Genomic DNA, 17,343 nt, shown 5'->3' with positions numbered 1-17,343 from the left:
ACGGGCAGCCACGCGGGGCTGCCCCTACGACGTTCCCTGATGTGTGCGGCCGGGCAGCGGAGCAGCGCCGGGCACGGGCGCGATAATCGCGCCCCTACCCGACCTGTGCGCAGCAGCCTGATGCCGACCTACGCCCCTCCCCCAGGTGGTTTTGGGGGAGGGGCCGCGAGGTGACGAGCGGGGGTGGGGGCCGCCGCGACGCCCCCCCTCAGGTCCGCGAATCCGCCTTTTCGATCCGCGCGCCCAGGGCGATCAGGCGCTCGTCGATCCGCTCGTAGCCGCGCTCGATCTGCGCGATGTTGTAGATGTCGCTGCGGCCCCGGGCGCCGAGGGCCGCGATCAGGAGCGCCATGCCGGCGCGGATGTCGGGGCTCTCCACCGGGGCGCCGCGCAGGGGGGAGGGGCCGATCACCAGCACGCGGTGCGGGTCGCAGAGCACCAGGCGGGCGCCCATCGAGACCAGCTTGTCCGCAAAGAACATCCGGCTCTCGAACATCTTTTCGTGCACCAGGATGGTGCCGCGGCACTGCGTGGCCGTCACCAGCGCGATGGAGGTGAGGTCGGCCGGGAACTGGGGCCACGGGCCGTCGCCCAGCGTGGGGATGTGGCCGCCCATGTCCATCTGCACCTCCGGCTCCTGCCCGCCGGGGATGAACAGGTCCTCGCCGCGTACCTCCACCGTGACGCCCAGGCGGCGGAAGCCGTTCAGCGTCGAGTCCAGGTGGTGGACGGCGGCGTCCTGGATGGTGATCTCGCCGCGCGTGACCACCGCCAGCCCGATGAACGAGCCGATCTCGATGTGGTCCGAGGTGATGCGGAAGCGCCCGCCGCGCAGCCGCTCCTGCCCCTCGATCTCCAGCGTCCCCGTGCCGATGCCGTTGATCCTGGCGCCCATCCCGACCAGCATGTTGCACAGGTCCTGGACGTGCGGCTCGGCGGCGGCGTTGCGGATGCGCGTGGTGCCCTTGGCCAGCGATGCGGCCATGACGGCGTTCTCGGTGGCCGTGACGCTGGGCTCGTCCAGGAACATGTCCGCGCCCTTGAGCCCGCCCTCGGCGCGCAGGCCGAAGAAGTCGGGGTCCTCCACCACCTCCGCGCCCAGCTTGCGGAGCGCCAGGAAGTGCGTGTCCACGCGCCGCCGGCCGATCACGTCGCCGCCCGGAGGGGGGAGCTTCATCCCGCCCGTGCGCGCCACCATGGGGCCGGCCAGGAGGATGGATGCGCGGATGCGCGCGGCCTGCCCCGCGTCGAGCTGGGTCTCGCCCACCCTGGCGGCGCGCACGCGCACCTCGCTGGGACCGGTCCACTCCGTCTCCGCGCCCAGCACCTCCAGGAGGCTCAGCAGCGTGAGCACGTCCTTGATGCGGGGGACGTTCTCCAGGAAGACGTCCTCGTCTGTCAGAAGGGTGGCGGCGATCATGGGAAGCGCCGCGTTCTTGTTGCCGGTGGGACGGATGACGCCGTTCAGCGGCTGGCCGCCGTGGACGATGAACTTGGGCACTCTCGGCTCCGGATCGTTTGGATGTGCGCCGCCCCGGCTGCCGGCCGGATGGCCGCGCCGCGCGGGGGGGTCGCCGGGGGCGGGCGCAAAGATCGTGCACGGCGCCCGGTGCCTTGCTTGACACCCCTTCGCCGCGTGGGATAAGATGCGCGAACCCCTTTGCGCAAGCCATGCCGCCCCACCGGAGAGCGCCGTGCAGCTCGTGATCGCCGTGGTCGACGAGGAAAAGACGGAGGAGCTCCTCGCCGGTTTCCTGGAGCTGGGCGTGACCGGCGCCACCGTCCTGCAGAGCGAGGGGATGGGACGGCTGCTGGCGAACGAGGCCCCCATCTTTGCCGGGCTGGAGGCGCTGCGCCGCGCCCGCCCGCGCAACCACACCCTGTTCAGCGTGATGGCGGACGACAAGGTGGAGCGCGTGATGGCGCTGGTGCGCGAGGTGTGCGGCGACCTGGACGGCCCCACCACCGGCATCGTCTTCGCCGTCCCCGTGTCGCGCGTGGAGGGGCTGTCGCGGGAGCTGGGCCACGGATGAGCTGGGGCCGCACCGTTCGGCTGCGGGTGGAGCAGATGTCCTCCACGCTCGCCGACCCCGCCGCCAACCTCGCGCGCATCGCCCGCGCCCAGGCCGACGCCGCACGCGACGGGGTGGACGTGGTGCTGACGCCCGAGCTCTCCATGACCGGCTACGACGTGCGCGACTCCGTCCACACGCTGGCCGTGCCTGAGGTGGCGGAGCCCTTCCCCGCCCTGGCGGACGGGCCGGAGGTCGTGGTGGGGACGATCGAGCACGACGCGCGCTTCATCCCTTACAACGCGGCGCTCCACCTGCGGGGCGGGCGCGTGCTCCATCGCCATCGCAAGGTGCACCTCCCCACGTACGGGATGTTCGAGGAGGGGCGCTTCTTTGGCCGCGGCGAGCGGGTGCGCGCCTACGATGCGGGCGGCGGGTGGCGCGTGGGGATGCTGGTGTGCGAGGACCTTTGGCACCCCGCCCTCGCCTACCTCCTCGCAGCGGACGGCGCGCACGTGATCCTCGTGCAGTCCGCCGCCTCCGGCCGCGGCGCGTGGGCCGGCGGCGCGGCGGGTGGGCGCTGGTCTTCGCGCGCGTCATGGGAGCACCTGTGCTGCTCCGCGGCGGCCGCATACGGCGTATACGTGGTGCTCGCGAACAGGGTGGGCGTGGAGGGGAGTTGCGTCTTCGCGGGCGGCTCCATCGTGGTCGCGCCCGGCGGCGATGTCATCGCCCGCGGCGACGACGTGGCCGAAGACCGGCTCACCGTGGAGCTGTCGCTGGATGCGGTGGCCGCCGCGCGCCGCCCCTTTTCGCAGGTCCGAGACGACCGGCCCGACATCATCCTGCGCGAGCTGGCGCGCATCGTGGAGGCGCGGTGACGGAGGCAGAGCGCCGCGCCGCGCGCATCGGCGATGCCGTGGGCGCCGTCGCACGCCAGGCGCTTGCCGACCGGGGCGTCCAACGCGTGGCGCTGCTGGACGACGGCTCGCCCGAAGCCGCGCTCGCCGCGCGTTTCCTGGCCGCCGCGCTGGGAAATGACGCCATGGTGCGCGTGACGGTGAAGGGGGCGGAGGTGGAACCGCTCTTGCACCTTCTGCCGCCCGGCGTGTCACAGGAGCGCCTGCACGACGAGATACGGCGGGTGAAGGCGCGGCTGCTGGAGCGCGCGCTGACGGCGCACCCGGCCAACAAGACGGAGCTGCTGCTGGGCGCGGCGCTTCCTCCCGAGCCGCTTCTTCCGCTGGGTGACCTGTACGCCAGCGAGGTGGCGGGCCTGTGCGGCGGCTGGTTCGCATCGTCCGAGGTGCGCGCCCTGGCCGCGGCCGCTGGTGGTGTGGAAGCGCTGGACGCCGCCCTCCGCCGCTGGCTGGACGGCCGCGACCCCGCGGCGCTCGACGCTCTCCCGGCCGACGCCGCCGAGCAGGTGAAGCGCCGCTTCCGGGCCGGCCGCGCCGCCCGCCTCGCTCCGCGCATCGTCCCGAAGCTGGGGACGCGGACACTGGGGGTGGATCTGCTGGAGTGAGCGAAGTGCGTGAGTGCGTTGATCCCTCGACCTGTCATCCTGAGGAAGCCGCCTCCGCGACCTTCGCGGCGGGCACCGCGCTCCTGCGGCGCCCGAAGGATCTAGCCGGCGAGGCAAGAGGACGGCGGGTAACGACGAGCCCCTCGGCACGCGCAGTAGATCCTTCGCTCCGCGCCGAAGGTCAGAGACGGGGCGAGGCCGGCGAAGCGCGTTGCTCAGGATGACATGGTGTGGGAGAAAAGGTGTGAGACGGAAGCCGCGGTTCTCGAGCCGGCTTCAGCCGCCTTCCCGTCGTTCCAGCCGGGGGATTCATCCCCCGGCGTGCGGGGGCAGCGGCCCGCACTAACGCACTAACGCACTTATCTGCCCCTTCCGGAGCAATCCGTTTGATCGTTTTCGAAGCACTCAACCCGGCGGTGGTGGCCGGCCTGGCACAGGCGGTGGCGCGCGACACGGTGGTCGCGATACCGGCGCAGGGCGGGTGGCAGGGGTGGGTGGATACGCTGAGCAGCATCGCCCAGATCGTCATCGCGCTCGCCCTGATCGGGATCGGGATCATCACGCTGGCGATCCTGCTGCTGTCGTGGAAGGTGTACAAGAAGGTGAAGGCGGCGGCGGAGAAGCTGCGCATCGACGTGGACCCGGCGGTGCGCAATGCCATCGCGGCCAGCGAATCTGCCCGCGCCATGGTGGCGACGGTCCAGGGTAACGTCACGGAGATCAGTCGCACCGTCTCCAACGCGAACGAGCGGATCGGACGCGTGGTGGAAAGCGCGGAGACCCGCGCCGCAGACCTGAACGCGCTCCTCGACGTGGCGCAGCAGGAGGCCGAGGAGCTCTTCGTCCGCACCGCCTCCACCCTGCGCGGCGTGAAGGCCGGCGCCGGCGAGCTCCGCCGCACGCCCAGAGAACGCGCCGCGGCCGACCCGATGGACCACGAGATCACCGACGACGAGCTGAGCATCCGCATCGAAGCGCGAGACGCCGCGCAGCCGTCCCGCCTTCCAGGTCCCGACTCCTGAGTGCCCCAGAGAACCGAGCGCACTGACGCACTCACGCACTAACGCACTTCCGAGGACCCATGCCCGAACAGGACGACACCACCGACTTCCTCACCGCGTTCGCCATCGGCACGGCGCTGGGCGTGGGCGCCACCCTGCTGCTGCGGCCGCGCCCCAAGTCCGCGCGCGAGCGGCTGATGCGCGAGCTGAAGCCGAAGCGCGGACGCCTGCGCGGCACCGTCCCCGCCGACGCGGTGCGGGTGCGAGTGCCCGAGCCGGCACAGGTGGAGGGGCTGACCGAGGAAGAGGTGATCGACGTGGGACGCGAGCTGCTGGAGGAGTTCCGCGAGGAGGTGCAGCGCATCCTCGCGGACGCCCGCGAGCAGCTCCGCCACGCCGCCAACGGTTCGGACGAGCTGGATGCCGAGGCCGAAGATCTCGCGGACCGCCAGTAGCCGGGGAGGTGGAGCCCTGCTCGCCGCCTTCGGCATCGCCGCGCTGCTCCTGGTCCTGCTGCCGGACCCCGCCTACGCATGGGGTCCGGCTACGCACGTGTACCTGGGCCAGACGCTCCTCCAGAACCTGCACCTGGTTCCAGAGGCGGTGCGGGTGCTGCTCGCGGCGCATCCGTGGGACTTCCTCTACGGCTCCCTCGCGGCCGACATCTCGCTCGCCAAGAAGTACGCCCCCGAAGGCCGCCACTGCCACCACTGGCACATCGGCGAGGAGATCCACTCCTCCGCGCCGTCGGACCGGCTGCGGGCGGTAGGGCTGGGGTACCTGTCGCACCTTGCTGCGGACACCATCGCGCACAACTGGTACGTCCCGCGCCAGCTCCTGATGACGTCGTCCACCAAGGGGCTGGGGCACTCGTACTGGGAAGTGCGGATGGACAAGCACGTGGGCGAGCGGTACATCCGCCTGGCGCGCAGCGTGGTGATGGACCACGACCACACGGCGGCGGACACCCTCTTCGACCAGGTGCTCTCCGCCACCCTCTTCTCCTTCCGCACCAACCGCCGCATCTTCCGCGGCCTCATACGCTTCCAGGACAACGACCGCTGGCAGAACGTCTTCGGCACCCTCATCACCAACTCGCGCTGGGAGCTGGCGCCAGAGACGGTGCAGGGGTACGTGGAGCGCTCGTTCGACTACGTGGTGGACTACCTGAACCACCGCGGCGAGGCGATCGCGGCAGGCCTGGACCCCATCGGCGACCGCAACCTGTCGCTGTCCAAGCAGGTGCGCCGCATGGCCCTCCGCGACGGTGCATGGGACCGCCCCGAGCTCCTCCGCGAGATGGCCGACGAGTTCTTTCCGCTGCCGGCGGTGCCGTTCGGGTACCTGGAGCAGGTGGTGACGGCCGGGGGATGAAAGCACCGGGGGATGGAAGCACCGGGGGCTGAAGCCCCCGGCTGGAACCACGCGAAGACCGCTAAAGCGGTCTCGAGAAGCGCGGCATTGGACCCGGAGTCCGCGAAGGCGCACTTTGTGTTTTTCCAGCGGCGAATTCATTCGCTCCTGGAGAGCGGGCACCTGAACAAACGTGATCCAGAGACCCCGCAGGGATCAACGCGTACGCCCCTCCCCCGCAGTTTGGGGGAGGGGCAGCGAGGAACGAGCGGGGAGAGGGCTCTTCGCCCCTCCCCCAGGCAGTTTGGGGGGAGGGGGATGCGTCGCGGAGCGACGCTGGGGGTGAGGGCCCTACCGCGCTGCCGCGTGCGGGTGCGCCGGACGCCCGTCCCCGTGGCCGAAGGAGCCGGTGCCGAGGAAGCGCGTCACCAGGCGCCGCACGTCGCCGCGGTTCATGATGAAGGTGTGGTGCGCGCGCACCACCACGTGGTCTCGCTCCCCCTCCAGGTGCGACTCGGTGATCGACACCTTGCCGTCGCGCTCGCCCGCGATCACGCCCACCTCGGCGTTCGACGGCAGGGGGAGCGTGCGTGCGGTGGCGGTGGAGTCGGTGCGCAGCTCGCGGATGGGCGGCAGGAGCCAGCCCACCCACGGCGTGTAGCGGTCGGCGCTGCGAGAGCCCTGGTTGGGCGGCGCCAGCATCACCACGCGCCCCAGCGGCGCCGGCGGATCGTTGGCAAGCGCCCAGCGCACGATGATGCTCCCCAGCGAGTGCGTGACGAAGTGCACGCGCGGAGCCTCGCCCCGGTGGCTCCGCACCACATCGGCCAGGCGCTCGCCGAGCACGGGGACGCCCTTGGCGGTGCTGGGATACCCCCAGTTGAGCACGCGGTAGCCCGAGCCCTCCAGCGAGCGGGCCATGATGAACATCGAAAGGCGGCTGCGCCCCATCCCGTGCACCAGCACCACCAGCTCGCGCCGGTCGCCGGGTTCGGGCGCCAGCTCGGGCGCTTCGGCGGCGGCGGAAGCGATCACGGCGAGGAGCATGCACATCGCGAGAACACGGCTCAGCCTGCTGAGTAACGCGACGGACACGGCTTCATTTCACGGGTGAACAGATTGCCGGAAGCTCCGGAAAGAATGACGATTCGCGCCTGCGCTCCGTCACCGGCAGCTACTCTCATGGAAGACGCGGGCCAGCGGCTCCGCACCCGCACGGATCGCGCCATTACTCCCATTCGCGCTCCAGGTTTGCGTAGCGCAGCACCACCGACTTGCGCCCCACGGAGTCGAAGTCGATGGTAGCGCGTACGTCCCGCCCCCCTCCCGCCAGCTCGGCCACCGTGCCCGCGCCGAACTGCGGGTGGCGGACGCGCGCGCCCTTGATGATCTGCGGCGCGTCCTGCGAGTCCGAGTAGTCCACCGTGTACCCGTCGTCGCCCGCGGGAGAGGCGAGCGGGGCCGGTGCGCCGAAGATCCGGTCGCGGCGCGTGCGGAAGTCCGGCGAGACGAATTTCCACGGCTGCGAGTACGACGAGCTGCGCTCCATGATCCGGGCGGTGCGGCGCGTCTCGGTCAGCTCGTCCGGCACCGACTCCAGGAACGAAGATGGGATGGAGTCCATCCACTGCGCGCCCCGGCGGCGGCGGCGGGCGTGAATCAGGTAGAGCTTCCGCTCGGCGCGCGTGATCCCCACGTAGAAGAGGCGGCGCTCCTCCTCCAGCTGCGCCGGCTCGTCGTGCGCGCGGCTCATGGGAAAGAGCCCGTCCTCCATCCCAGCGATGAAGACGAAGGGGAACTCCAGCCCCTTGGCGTTGTGAAGCGTCATCATCGACACCGTGTCCGCCGAGGCGTCGTGCTGGTCGATGTCGGCCACGAGCGCCACGTGGCCCAGGAAGAGGTCCACGCCGCGCGGCGCCGTCTCCCCCAGCTCCTCCAGCTCCATCATCAGCTCGGGGTCCTCCTCGTCCAGGCGGCGCTGGAGGTCCGCGGCGCCGGCGATGAGCTCCTCCAGGTTGGCGACGCGGTCGTCGCCCTCCGGCCCCTCGTCCTTGAGCGACTGCACCAGCCCGCTCTCCGTCACCAGATCGCGCATCAGCTCGGGGACGGGCATCCCCCGCTCGGCCATCGCCGCGTGCTTGCGGATGAGCGCCGCGAGGTCGGGGAGCGCCCGGGCCGCCGCGCCGCGGATGCCATCCACCTCGCCCGCGTGCTCGGCGGCGGCGAGGAGCGAGATGCCGGCGCGCGAGGCGTGCTCCGCCAGCCGCGCCACCGACGCGTCGCCGATGCCGCGGCGGGGGACGTTGACGATGCGCAGAAAGGCCTCGTCCGCGCCGGGGTTCGCCACCAGGCGCAGATAGGCGAGAGCGTCGCGTACCTCGCGCCGCTCGTAGAAGCGCGTGCCGCCGATCACGCGGTAGGGGATGCCGCGGCGGCGCAGCGCCTCTTCCATGGCGCGCGACTGGGCGTTGGTGCGGTACAGGATCACGAAGTTGCGCAGCTCCAGCGTCGGGTCGTCCGCCTGGCGCGCGCGCACCTCGTCGGCGATCCACTCGCTCTCGTCGCTCTCGTCCGCGGCCTCCACCAGCGTGAGGAGCTCGCCCCGCGCGTTCTCCGTTCGCAGCGTCTTCCCCTTGCGCCGCACGTTCTCGGCGATGACGCGGTTGGCGGCGGCCAGGATGGTCTGCGTGGAGCGGTAGTTCTGCTCCAGCCTCACGACGCGCGCCTGGGGGAAGTCCTTTTCGAAATCCAGGATGTTGCGCACGTCCGCGCCGCGCCAGCCGTAGATGGACTGGTCGTCGTCGCCCACCACGAACAGGTTCTCGCTCCCGTTCTCCTTCACCAGCTCCTGGAGAAGGACGTACTGCGCGTGGTTGGTGTCCTGGTACTCGTCGACCAGCACGAAGGGGAAGCGCTCCCTGTAGCGCTCGCGCACTGCGGGCATCGTGCGCAGGAGCTCGACCGGCTTCACCAGCAGGTCGTCGAAGTCGAACGCGTTGGCGTTCTTGAGCGCCGCCTGGTAGCGCGGGTACACGTCCGCCACCACGCGCTTGAAGGGGTCATCCGCGCTGTCGGCGTACGCCCGCGGCCCGGTCAGCTCGTTCTTGGCGGACGATATGGCGGAGTGCACCGCGCGCGGCGGCCAGCGCTTGACGTCCAGGCGCAGGTCGTCGCGGATGATGCGCTTGGTGAGCGCTTCCGCATCGTCGGCGTCGTACACGAGGAAGTTGGGCGTCCACCCCAGCCGCGTGGCATCGCGCCGCAGCATGCGCGCGCCGATGGCGTGGAAGGTCCCGATCCACATCCCGGTGGGCTCGCGGCCCAGCCGTGCGCGGACGCGCTCGCGCATCTCGCCCGCGGCCTTGTTGGTGAAGGTGAGCGAGAGGATGCTCCCCGGGTCCACGCCCATCTCGTCCACCAGCCACGCGATGCGGGTGGTGAGCACGCGCGTCTTGCCGGAGCCCGCGCCCGCCAGCACCAGGAGCGGACCCTCGAAGTGGCCGGCCGCCTCGCGCTGTTCGGGGTTCAGGTGGGAAAGGTCGACTGCCATTCAGTGCGTTAGTGCGTTAGTGCGAAACAGCAATTTCACACAGAGCCGCAGAGGGGTAAAGAAAGGACGGGGAGGGCTCCGGTGCACCCGTTTTCCTTTCTCGTGGTTTCCTCTGTGGCTCTGTGTGAGGGTTTTTCATCCTCGTGACGCACCGCTGAAGCGCAGGGCACGGAAGCCTTCGTTGCCCGGCGGGTCGGACGCGGCGGGGAGGGTGATCTCAAAGGATGCGCCGCGCGCGCCGGGCTCCGCGGGGAGGAGGGCGAGGCGCCCGCCGTGCACGTCTTCCACGATGCGGCGCGCCAGGGAGAGGCCCACGCCCCAGCCGCCCTTCTTGGTGGATACGCCCGGATCGAAGAGCGTGCCGCGCACGGCGGGAGCCACGCCGGGGCCGTCGTCCGTCACGCGGATGGAGACGCGGCGCTCCCCGCGCGATTCGGCCTCCACGCAAATGCGGCCGCCGGTGCCGGCCAGGGCGTCGAGGGCGTTCTTGACCAGGTTCTCGAGGGCCCACTCCAGGAGCACCGCGTTGGCCAGCACCGGGGGCGTGCCCTCGGGGACGTCGACCTCGATCTGCACGCTGCGGCCCAGGCGCGGAAGGCGCACGCGCATGTAGCGCTCCAGCACGCGCAGAAGGGTGCGCACCTCCACGGCCTGCGTCTGCACGGGGCGGCCGATCCACTCGAAGCGGTGCGCCACCTTTTCCAGGCGGTCCAGGTCGGCCTCCATCTCCGCGGCCACGGCGGGGAGGGAGGCCATGTCCTCGCGCTCCTCCTGCGGAAGGCGCAGGATCTCCACCCAGCCGGCGAGCGAGGAGAGCGGCGTCGCCATCTGGTGGGCGGACTCGCGCGCCATCGCGGCCCAGATCCGCTCCCGCTCCGTGCGCGTGTTGTGCCGCACCATCCACCACGCCGCCACCAGGATCCCCGCCAGCGCCGTCACCTGCAGCCAGGGGATCCAGCGCAGGCGGCGCACCGTGGGGGAGTCGCCGTAGTAGGTGGTCCCCAGCAACGGCTCCACCACGGGCGGGTTGCGGCGCCCCAGCTTTCGCGCGTACGCCTTCACCCGCGCCGCGTCCTCCGGCTTCGCCAGGTCCGCCTCGAAGGGAAGGTTGATGGCGTAGGCCGGCACCCCCTCGCTGTCCAGGTACACAAAGGGGACGTCGAGCTGCGGCATGGTGGCCGACAGCTTCCAGAGCGTCTGCAGCGGCGCGTCTTCGCTGGGGTCGTTGAGGCCGCTCAGGATGGCGGTGACCATGCGCGTGTGCACCGCGGCTTCGCGGCGCATCTCGCGCACCAGCAGCTGGTTGTAGAGGACGTACGACGCCAGGATCGCCGCGGCCATCAGGCCCAGCAGCGTCGGCCAGAGGCGGCGGCTCATACGCGGAGGGGGGAGTACGGGGCGCGGCGGGCCGCGCCCCTGGGTGATGCTACGCGGGCCCGGCGGGCGCCGCGATCCGGTCCGTGCCGACGTAGCGCCGCAGCGCCTCGGGGATGACGATCGAGCCGTCCTCCTGCTGCCCGTTCTCGATCAGTGCCACCACCGTGCGCGGCAGGGCCACGCCCGAGCCGTTCAGCGTATGCACGAATTCCGGCTTCGCCCCCGCCTCCGGCCGGAAGCGGATGCCCGCGCGGCGCGCCTGGAAGTCGCGGAAGTTGGAACAGCTGCTCACCTCGAGCCAGCGCTCCACTCCCGGCGCCCACACCTCCAGGTCGTACGTCTTCGCGCTGGAGAAACCCGTGTCCCCCGCGGCCAGCAGCAGGATGCGGTAAGGGAGCCCCAGGAGCTGAAGCACGCGCTCCGCCTGCGTCACCAGCCGCTCCAGCGCCTCGTCCGATGCCTCCGGCCGCTCGAACCGCACCATCTCCACTTTGTCGAACTGGTGGAGGCGCAGGAGGCCGCGCGTGTCCTTGCCCGCCGAGCCGGCTTCGCGGCGGAAGCAGGGCGAGTAGGCGGCGTAGGCGATGGGGAGCCGGTCGCCGGCCAGCAGCTCGTCGCGGTGCAGGTTGGTGACCGGTACCTCGGCGGTGGGGATCAGAAAGAGGTCGTCGCTCTCGATGCGGTAGGCGTCGTCCTCGAACTTGGGAAGCTGCCCCGTTCCCGTCATGGCGTCGCGGCCGACGAGGAAGGGCGGCTCGATCTCCGTGTAGCCGTGCTCGGTGGTGTGCAGGTCGAGCATGAAGTTGATGAGGGCGCGCTGCAGCCGCGCCCCGATCCCGCGGTACGCCGGGAAGCCGCTCCCCGCCACCTTGGCCCCGCCGGCGAGGTCCAGCATCCCCAGCTCCGCCGCCAGCTCCCAGTGCGGGCGCGCCGCGAAGTCGAGGCGCCGCGGCTCTCCCCACGTCCTCACGACGGTGTTCGCCTCCTCGCCGCCGGCGGGGACGGAGGGGTCGGTGACGTTGGGGATGTTCAGGAGGAGCCGATCGCGCTCCTCCTCCACCCCGCGCACGCGCACGTCGATCTCACCGATGCGGTCGCCCACGGCGCGCATCTCGGTGACGAGCGCATCGGCGTCCTCGCCGCGGCGCTTCATCTCGCCCACCTCGCGCGAGACCTGGTTGCGGCGCGCCTTGAGCGCATCCGCCTCCGCCACCAGCCCGCGCCGCTCGGCGTCCAGCGCGCCGAGGCGCTCCACGGCGGCGTCGGTCTCGGCGGGGTTGCCGCGGGCGGCAAGGCGCGCGCGGACTCCCTCCGGGTCGTGGCGGATCTGCTGGATGTCGAGCATCAGTCCGTGGTCAGGCGCTCGTCGTCGCAGTTCAGGTTCACCATCGCCTGAATGCTGGCCGTCCCCTGCGCCGGATCGAGGGCCAACACCCTCAGCTTGCCGTAGTTGAAGCACGGGCCGACGGCGCTCTGGTACTGGCGCGTGCGGTAGGTGTACGACGCGCCCGCCACCAGCACCACAGAGCTGTCCGAGTACTCCGTGCGGCGGCGCGAAGCCTCCTCGATGTTCGGGAACGGCGTGGCGCTCAGCGCGATCCCCGGCCGGCCCGTGGTCGTGGGCGTCTCCAGCACGACGAAGCGGAAGGTGGAGCCGCTCTGCCGCAGCGCGAAATCGTACTGCCCCGCGAACTGCGGGCGCTCCGGCGATACGGTGTTCGGCCCGGCGCCGTTGAGCGCCGACGGCGCGTCGGCGCCCGGCGCGGTGGGCGCGCGCAGCACCAGCGCGGAATCGGCGCGCAGGATGGGCTCGTTGAGGAACGACGTGGGGTCGTCGCACGCGGCGACGGCCGGCGCGGAAAGCGCGGCGGCGAGGATCAGCAGAAACCTGCGCACGGTTCTTCCTATCGTGAGAATCGACTGCGGTTTGCGCGCGGAACAGGAACGCGCCCGGAAAGCTCCGGGCGCCGCGGGAATCCTAGCCCGCGCGCGAGGGTCACGTCAAGTACACCACAAGGGTTCCGGGGTGGCGCCAGGGTTGACGCGCCCCCCCGTGCGCGGGTACGTTGACCCCCTACGCCACACCGCCACCGACACACACGCCCGCCGGAGATCCGCGCCATGTCCGAGCTCGACGACGCCCTTCAAGCCCTGCGCGCCCACCCCGGGGTGGAGCACGTGCTGGTGCTGGGGCGCGACGGCCTCCTGATCCAGCACGCGGGCGACTCCTCGCTGGACGCCGAGACGGTGTCCGCCATGGTGCCCGGGGTGGCGCAGTCGGCGCGCGCGCTGGGCGAGGCCGCGGGCACCGGGGCGGCATCGACGGTGGTGGCGCGGATGGGGAGCGGGGTGGCGGTGGTGGCGGTGCTCTCGGAAGAGCTCCTCCTGGCGATCCTCCTGCGCGACGGGGTCGGGTTCGCGCCGCTCCTCCACGAGGTGGGCGCGCGCCGCGAGGCCCTCGCCCGGCTGGTATGAGCACCGCGTCCGCCGAGCCGGTGATGCGCCGCGTGCTGGTGGCCGACGACGAGCCCCACATCGGCCGCATCATCCAGATGAAGCTGGAGCAGGGCCCCTACCAGGTGACGCTCGTCTCCGACGGCCGCGAGGCGCTGGAGGTGCTGAAGTCGGACGAGCCGATCGACGTGGTGCTGCTGGACATCATGATGCCCTACGTCACCGGGCTGGAGGTGCTGGCGGAGGCGCGCGCGATGGAGCACCGCCGCGAGACGCCGGTCATCATCCTGACGGCCAAGGGGCAGGACGCGGACCGGCACCAGGCGCTGGAGCTGGGCGCGACGGACTTCTTCACCAAGCCGTTCTCGCCCAAGAAGCTGCTGGCGCGGGTGGACGAGCTGTTCGGCGGCGGCGAGCCGCCCAGCGAAGACTGACATTCATCTCAAGTTGACCCGAGGCGCACCCGTGAGCGACACCAACGGCGCCCCGGCCCCGAGCCCACACCTCTGGACGGTGATCCTTGCCGGCGGTGTGGGTTCGCGTTTCTGGCCGGTGAGCACCCCTGCACGCCCCAAGCAGCTCCTGCCGCTGGCATCGGCGCAGCCGCTGATCCGCGACACCGTGGACCGCATCCTCCCGCTGGTTCCGGCGGAGCGGCTGCGCATCCTGACCGGGGCGCACCTGGCCGGCCCCCTGCTGGGCGCCCTTCCCGAGCTGGGCGAGCAGAATCTGCTTCTGGAGCCGCGCGCCGCCGGCACCGCCCCGGTCCTCGCCTGGGCCGCCGCCGAGCTGGAGCGCCGCGATCCGGACGCCGTCATGGTGTCGCTGCACGCCGACCACGTGATCGCGCCGCCGGAGAAGTTCCGCGAGCTGATCGCGCGTGCGGCGGAGCTCGCCGTGGCGCACCGCCGCCTCTTCACCATCGGCGCCGTCCCCACTCGCCCGGAGACGGGGTACGGCTACGTGCGCCTGGGCGATCCCCTCGCCGGAACCGACGCGGACCCGCTCGGCGACCCCGGCTACGGGGTGGCGCAGTTCGTGGAGAAGCCGGACGCCGCCACCGCCGCGGGCTACCTGGCCTCGGGCGAGTACCTGTGGAACACGGGCCTCTTCGTCTGGCGCGCCGCCGACCTGCTGGACGAGATGCAGCGCGTCTCCCCCGAGCTCTCCGAGCTGGTCGCGGTGGTGCGCGCCGGCGACACGGACGCCTTCTTCGCCCGCGCCCCCACCCTCTCCATCGACCACGCCGTCCTCGAGCGCTCCGACCGCGTCGGCGTGGTGCGCGCTACCTTCGACTGGGACGACGTGGGCGCCTGGGATGCCGTCCGCCGCACCCGCCCCGCCGACGAGGCCGGCAACGTGGTGCTGGGCCCCGCCTACGCCGTCGAGTCGCGCGGCCTCACCCTCTATGCCGACGACGGTCCGGTGGTTGCGTTCGGCGTGGAGGACCTGCTGATCGTGCGCACGGGCGGCGTCACCTTTGTCGCCCACCGCGACCGCACGCCGGAGCTGAAGGAGATGCTGGCGCAGCTGCCGGAGGAGCTGCGGAAGCTGTGAGGGGAGGGCCCCCTCCCCCCGGCCCCCTCCCCCGCCTGCGGGGGCGCAGGGCGGGTGAGGGGGAGAGGTCGAGGGGCGCGGCAGATTCCGGCGCCGCACCAGTTCGCGAAGGCGGACTTCCCGCGGTTGTTGCAGCGGTTTCAACCGCCGGTCGACTGGGCACTGAGCACCAGGCACTCGGCACTATCCAGCGCACTCACGCACTAACGCACTCACGCACTTTCTTCCATGCCAGACCTCTCCCTGATCCTCTTCGACGACGCCGTCACGCGCGCGTGGGAGCCATTCGCCCTCACGCGGCCGGCGGGGGAGCTCCGCTTTGGGGCGCTGACCTTTCGGGAGCGGGCGGAGCGGCTCTTTGGAGGGCGCGTGGCGGGGCACCTCGCGGCCGGGCACCTGGCCGGCTTCGCCGAGCCCGGCGCCGCACCCGTCCTCTCCTTCGACGAGATCCCCACCGAGGGCGACCGGCTCTTCATAGCGGCGCGCGCGGTGCCGTCGTGGGGGAGTGGCGACACATGGCGCGAGCGGCGCGGCGGCGCGGGGCCGCTGCTGGTGGGCGACGAGGTAGTGGGGTGGTACGCCCCCGCCGGCACTCCCGCCCCGAACGCGGAGTGGTTCACCGAGCCCGCGCGCCACCTGGACCGCACCGGCGCCGTTCAGCTCCCTGGGCGCACCCTGCACCGCGTGTGGGAACTGATGTCGGAGGGCTTCGGGCAGGTGGCATTGGACGTGGAGGGGCTCTTTCCGAAGCCGCCGGCCACTGCCCTGCCCCACGGCGTCCACTGGTTCGGCGAGCACGCCATCATCCAGGGCGAGGGCGTACGGATCGAGCCCGGCGTGGTGATCGACGCCACCGGCGGCCCCGTCTGGTTCGACGACGGGGTGCAGGTGCGCGCCTTCAGCCGCATCGCCGGCCCGGCGTACGTGGGGAAGCGCAGCACCATCCTGGGCGGCTCGCTGGAGGCATTCTCCACCGGCGAGGTGTGCCGCATCCGCGGCGAGTTCGCGGAGAGCATCTGCCTGTCGTACGTCAACAAGGCGCACGACGGGCACATCGGCCACGCCTACCTGGGCGCGTGGGTGAACCTGGGCGCGTTCACCACCAACAGCGACCTCAAGAACAACTACGGCAACGTGCGCCTCTGGACCCCCGCCGGCGAGACGGACACGGGCGAGATCAAGATGGGCTGCTTCCTGGGCGACCACGTGAAGACGGGGATCGGCCTCCTCCTGAACACCGGCACCGTGGTGGGCGCGGGAAGCAACCTGTACGGCGCGGAGATGCCTCCCAAGCACGTTCCGCCCTTCAGTTGGGGAACAGGAGAGGAGCTATCGGCGTACCGGGTCGACAAGTTCCTCGAAGTCGCCGAGCGCGCCATGGCGCGCCGCAAGGTGGATCTCGCCCCCGGCGCCCGCGCGCAGCTGGAAGCGGCCTGGAAGCGGGGGCGGCCGGAGTAAGGAAGTGCTAAGTGCTAAGTGCTAAGTGCTAAGTGCTAAGTGCTAAGTCCTGAGTAGAAAGCGCACTCACGCATCAACGCCCTCACGCACCGCAGTTCAGCACTTAGGACTCAGCACTTAGCACTTTCGTTCGTCCCCCGCACCCACGCATCACCTTGAAGGTCACCGTCCTGGGAAGCGGAAGCAGGGGCAACGCCGTCCTGATCGAATCGGACGGCGTGCGCCTCCTCGTCGATGCAGGGTTCAGCGGGCGCGACCTGGAGCGCCGCCTGGATGCCGTGGAAGTCGATCCGTGCACCCTCACGGCGCTCCTGGTGACGCACGACCACAGCGACCACACCCGCGGCATGGGCGTGGCCGCGCGGCGCTGGGGCCTCCCGCTCTACCTCACGGACAAGACCCGCTCCATCTGCGACGACCTGCTGGACGGCACGGAGCGCGTCGTCGCCTACACCAGCGACCGCGAGGTGGAGATCGGCGGCCTCATCGTGACCCCCTTCCTCACCGTCCACGACGCCATCGACCCCGTCGCCGTGACGGTCACCGAGCGCGCCACCGGCGAGAAGCTGGGCATCGCCACGGACCTGGGCCGCGCCACGGCGACGGTGCGGCACGCGCTGCAGGGCTGCGACGTGCTGATCCTGGAGTCGAACCACGACGAGATCCTGCTGCGCGAGAGCCCCTACCCCTGGTCGGTGAAGGCGCGCATCGGCGGGAGCCACGGCCACCTCTCCAACCGCGCCGCCGCCGAGCTGGTGCGCGAGCTCCACCACGACGGCCTCTGCGCCGTCGTCCTCGCCCACCTCTCCGAGCAGGCCAACGACCCCGCCCTCGCCCACGACACCGTCGGCGAGGCCCTCGGCCGCCGCTACGGCGGCACCCTCGTCGTCGCCACCCAGCACCGCCCCCTCGACCCCATCGACGTCTCCCAGCGCCGCACCGCGCGACTGCCTGCACAGACGAGTCTGTTCTGAGCCGCGGTTCCTTCCCTTGTCGGGATAACGCACCGAACAGGCGTGTTACCTGGCAAGCATCTGCGCATACCCGGACAGGACG

General features: G+C 71.4%; 17 protein-coding genes. 11 read left to right on the top strand and 6 right to left on the bottom strand.

Going from position 1 to position 17,343, the window contains the following annotated elements; all coding sequences use genetic code 11:
- Nucleotides 1-208: 208 nt before the first annotated feature.
- Nucleotides 209-1,501, bottom strand: a complete 1,293-nt coding sequence (gene murA, locus VF584_16230) for a UDP-N-acetylglucosamine 1-carboxyvinyltransferase (protein ID HEX8211723.1) — start codon at nucleotides 1,499-1,501, stop codon at nucleotides 209-211.
- Nucleotides 1,502-1,694: 193 nt separating this feature from the next.
- Here murA and VF584_16225 point away from each other — a divergent pair, with 193 nt between their 5' ends.
- The 6 genes from VF584_16225 (at nucleotide 1,695) to VF584_16200 (ending at nucleotide 5,912) form a co-directional block, all read left to right on the top strand.
- Complete coding sequence (locus tag VF584_16225) at nucleotides 1,695-2,033, top strand: P-II family nitrogen regulator (protein ID HEX8211722.1); 339 nt, start codon at nucleotides 1,695-1,697, stop codon at nucleotides 2,031-2,033.
- On the top strand, nucleotides 2,030-2,893 hold the full coding sequence (locus VF584_16220) for a nitrilase-related carbon-nitrogen hydrolase (protein ID HEX8211721.1): 864 nt from the start codon (nucleotides 2,030-2,032) through the stop codon (nucleotides 2,891-2,893). The genes VF584_16225 and VF584_16220 overlap by 4 nt, the downstream gene beginning before the upstream one ends.
- Nucleotides 2,890-3,537 carry a hypothetical protein gene (locus tag VF584_16215; protein ID HEX8211720.1) on the top strand — a complete coding sequence of 216 codons (648 nt, stop codon included), beginning with the start codon at nucleotides 2,890-2,892 and terminating at the stop codon, nucleotides 3,535-3,537. Before VF584_16220 ends, VF584_16215 begins: the two co-directional genes overlap by 4 nt.
- 386 nt (nucleotides 3,538-3,923) lie before the next feature.
- On the top strand, nucleotides 3,924-4,559 hold the full coding sequence (locus VF584_16210; GenBank protein HEX8211719.1) for a hypothetical protein: 636 nt from the start codon (nucleotides 3,924-3,926) through the stop codon (nucleotides 4,557-4,559).
- Between the two features lie 59 nt (nucleotides 4,560-4,618).
- Entirely contained in the window at nucleotides 4,619-4,993 is a 375-nt protein-coding gene (locus VF584_16205) for a hypothetical protein (GenBank protein ID HEX8211718.1), read from the top strand.
- Entirely contained in the window at nucleotides 4,959-5,912 is a 954-nt protein-coding gene (locus VF584_16200; GenBank protein HEX8211717.1) for a zinc dependent phospholipase C family protein, read from the top strand. Before VF584_16205 ends, VF584_16200 begins: the two co-directional genes overlap by 35 nt.
- Nucleotides 5,913-6,242: 330 nt before the next feature.
- On the opposite strand, the gene VF584_16195 is transcribed toward VF584_16200, so the two are convergent.
- From VF584_16195 to VF584_16175, 5 genes are all read right to left on the bottom strand, one after another.
- Nucleotides 6,243-6,938 carry a hypothetical protein gene (locus VF584_16195; GenBank protein ID HEX8211716.1) on the bottom strand — a complete coding sequence of 232 codons (696 nt, stop codon included), beginning with the start codon at nucleotides 6,936-6,938 and terminating at the stop codon, nucleotides 6,243-6,245.
- 181 nt (nucleotides 6,939-7,119) lie between these two features.
- Nucleotides 7,120-9,441: a UvrD-helicase domain-containing protein gene (locus VF584_16190; GenBank protein ID HEX8211715.1), complete on the bottom strand. Its 2,322-nt coding sequence runs from the start codon at nucleotides 9,439-9,441 to the stop codon at nucleotides 7,120-7,122.
- 135 nt (nucleotides 9,442-9,576) lie between these two features.
- A complete protein-coding gene (locus VF584_16185; protein HEX8211714.1) occupies nucleotides 9,577-10,818 on the bottom strand; it encodes a HAMP domain-containing sensor histidine kinase in 1,242 nt (413 codons plus the stop codon).
- Between the two features lie 49 nt (nucleotides 10,819-10,867).
- Nucleotides 10,868-12,163 (bottom strand): serine--tRNA ligase, encoded by a 1,296-nt coding sequence (gene serS, locus VF584_16180; protein HEX8211713.1) that lies wholly within the window; start codon nucleotides 12,161-12,163, stop codon nucleotides 10,868-10,870.
- Nucleotides 12,163-12,714, bottom strand: coding sequence for a hypothetical protein (locus VF584_16175; protein HEX8211712.1), 552 nt, complete (start codon nucleotides 12,712-12,714; stop codon nucleotides 12,163-12,165). The genes serS and VF584_16175 overlap by 1 nt, the downstream gene beginning before the upstream one ends.
- Nucleotides 12,715-12,939: 225 nt before the next feature.
- Between VF584_16175 and VF584_16170 the strand changes: the two genes are divergently transcribed.
- The 5 genes from VF584_16170 to VF584_16150 all read left to right on the top strand — a co-directional run bounded on the left by VF584_16170 (nucleotide 12,940) and on the right by VF584_16150 (nucleotide 17,261).
- Nucleotides 12,940-13,293 (top strand): roadblock/LC7 domain-containing protein, encoded by a 354-nt coding sequence (locus VF584_16170; GenBank protein HEX8211711.1) that lies wholly within the window; start codon nucleotides 12,940-12,942, stop codon nucleotides 13,291-13,293.
- Entirely contained in the window at nucleotides 13,290-13,706 is a 417-nt protein-coding gene (locus tag VF584_16165; GenBank protein ID HEX8211710.1) for a response regulator, read from the top strand. Before VF584_16170 ends, VF584_16165 begins: the two co-directional genes overlap by 4 nt.
- Before the next feature lie 31 nt (nucleotides 13,707-13,737).
- Complete coding sequence (locus VF584_16160) at nucleotides 13,738-14,829, top strand: sugar phosphate nucleotidyltransferase (GenBank protein HEX8211709.1); 1,092 nt, start codon at nucleotides 13,738-13,740, stop codon at nucleotides 14,827-14,829.
- A 228-nt stretch (nucleotides 14,830-15,057) separates the two neighbouring features.
- Nucleotides 15,058-16,287, top strand: a complete 1,230-nt coding sequence (locus tag VF584_16155) for a putative sugar nucleotidyl transferase (GenBank protein ID HEX8211708.1) — start codon at nucleotides 15,058-15,060, stop codon at nucleotides 16,285-16,287.
- A 155-nt stretch (nucleotides 16,288-16,442) separates the two neighbouring features.
- The gene (locus VF584_16150; GenBank protein ID HEX8211707.1) at nucleotides 16,443-17,261 is read left to right on the top strand and encodes an MBL fold metallo-hydrolase; all 819 of its coding nucleotides are present in this window, start codon (nucleotides 16,443-16,445) and stop codon (nucleotides 17,259-17,261) included.
- Nucleotides 17,262-17,343: the final 82 nt, after the last annotated feature.

It is taken from the genome of Longimicrobium sp. (assembly GCA_036389135.1).
Lineage (GTDB): Bacteria > Gemmatimonadota > Gemmatimonadetes > Longimicrobiales > Longimicrobiaceae > Longimicrobium.
This window is presented reverse-complemented; position numbering and strand designations above follow the sequence as displayed.

What these genes read in the sequence shown, in the direction of transcription:
- VF584_16220 (HEX8211721.1), top strand. Translation starts at nt 2,030, where the DNA reads ATGAGCTGGGGCCGCACCGTTCGGCTGCGGGTGGAGCAGATGTCCTCC.
- VF584_16205 (HEX8211718.1), top strand. Translation starts at nt 4,619, where the DNA reads ATGCCCGAACAGGACGACACCACCGACTTCCTCACCGCGTTCGCCATC.
- VF584_16200 (HEX8211717.1), top strand. Translation starts at nt 4,959, where the DNA reads ATGCCGAGGCCGAAGATCTCGCGGACCGCCAGTAGCCGGGGAGGTGGA.
- VF584_16195 (HEX8211716.1), bottom strand. Translation starts at nt 6,938, where the DNA reads ATGCTCCTCGCCGTGATCGCTTCCGCCGCCGCCGAAGCGCCCGAGCTG.
- VF584_16190 (HEX8211715.1), bottom strand. Translation starts at nt 9,441, where the DNA reads ATGGCAGTCGACCTTTCCCACCTGAACCCCGAACAGCGCGAGGCGGCC.
- VF584_16185 (HEX8211714.1), bottom strand. Translation starts at nt 10,818, where the DNA reads ATGAGCCGCCGCCTCTGGCCGACGCTGCTGGGCCTGATGGCCGCGGCG.
- serS (HEX8211713.1), bottom strand. Translation starts at nt 12,163, where the DNA reads ATGCTCGACATCCAGCAGATCCGCCACGACCCGGAGGGAGTCCGCGCG.
- VF584_16170 (HEX8211711.1), top strand. Translation starts at nt 12,940, where the DNA reads ATGTCCGAGCTCGACGACGCCCTTCAAGCCCTGCGCGCCCACCCCGGG.
- VF584_16165 (HEX8211710.1), top strand. Translation starts at nt 13,290, where the DNA reads ATGAGCACCGCGTCCGCCGAGCCGGTGATGCGCCGCGTGCTGGTGGCC.
- VF584_16155 (HEX8211708.1), top strand. Translation starts at nt 15,058, where the DNA reads ATGCCAGACCTCTCCCTGATCCTCTTCGACGACGCCGTCACGCGCGCG.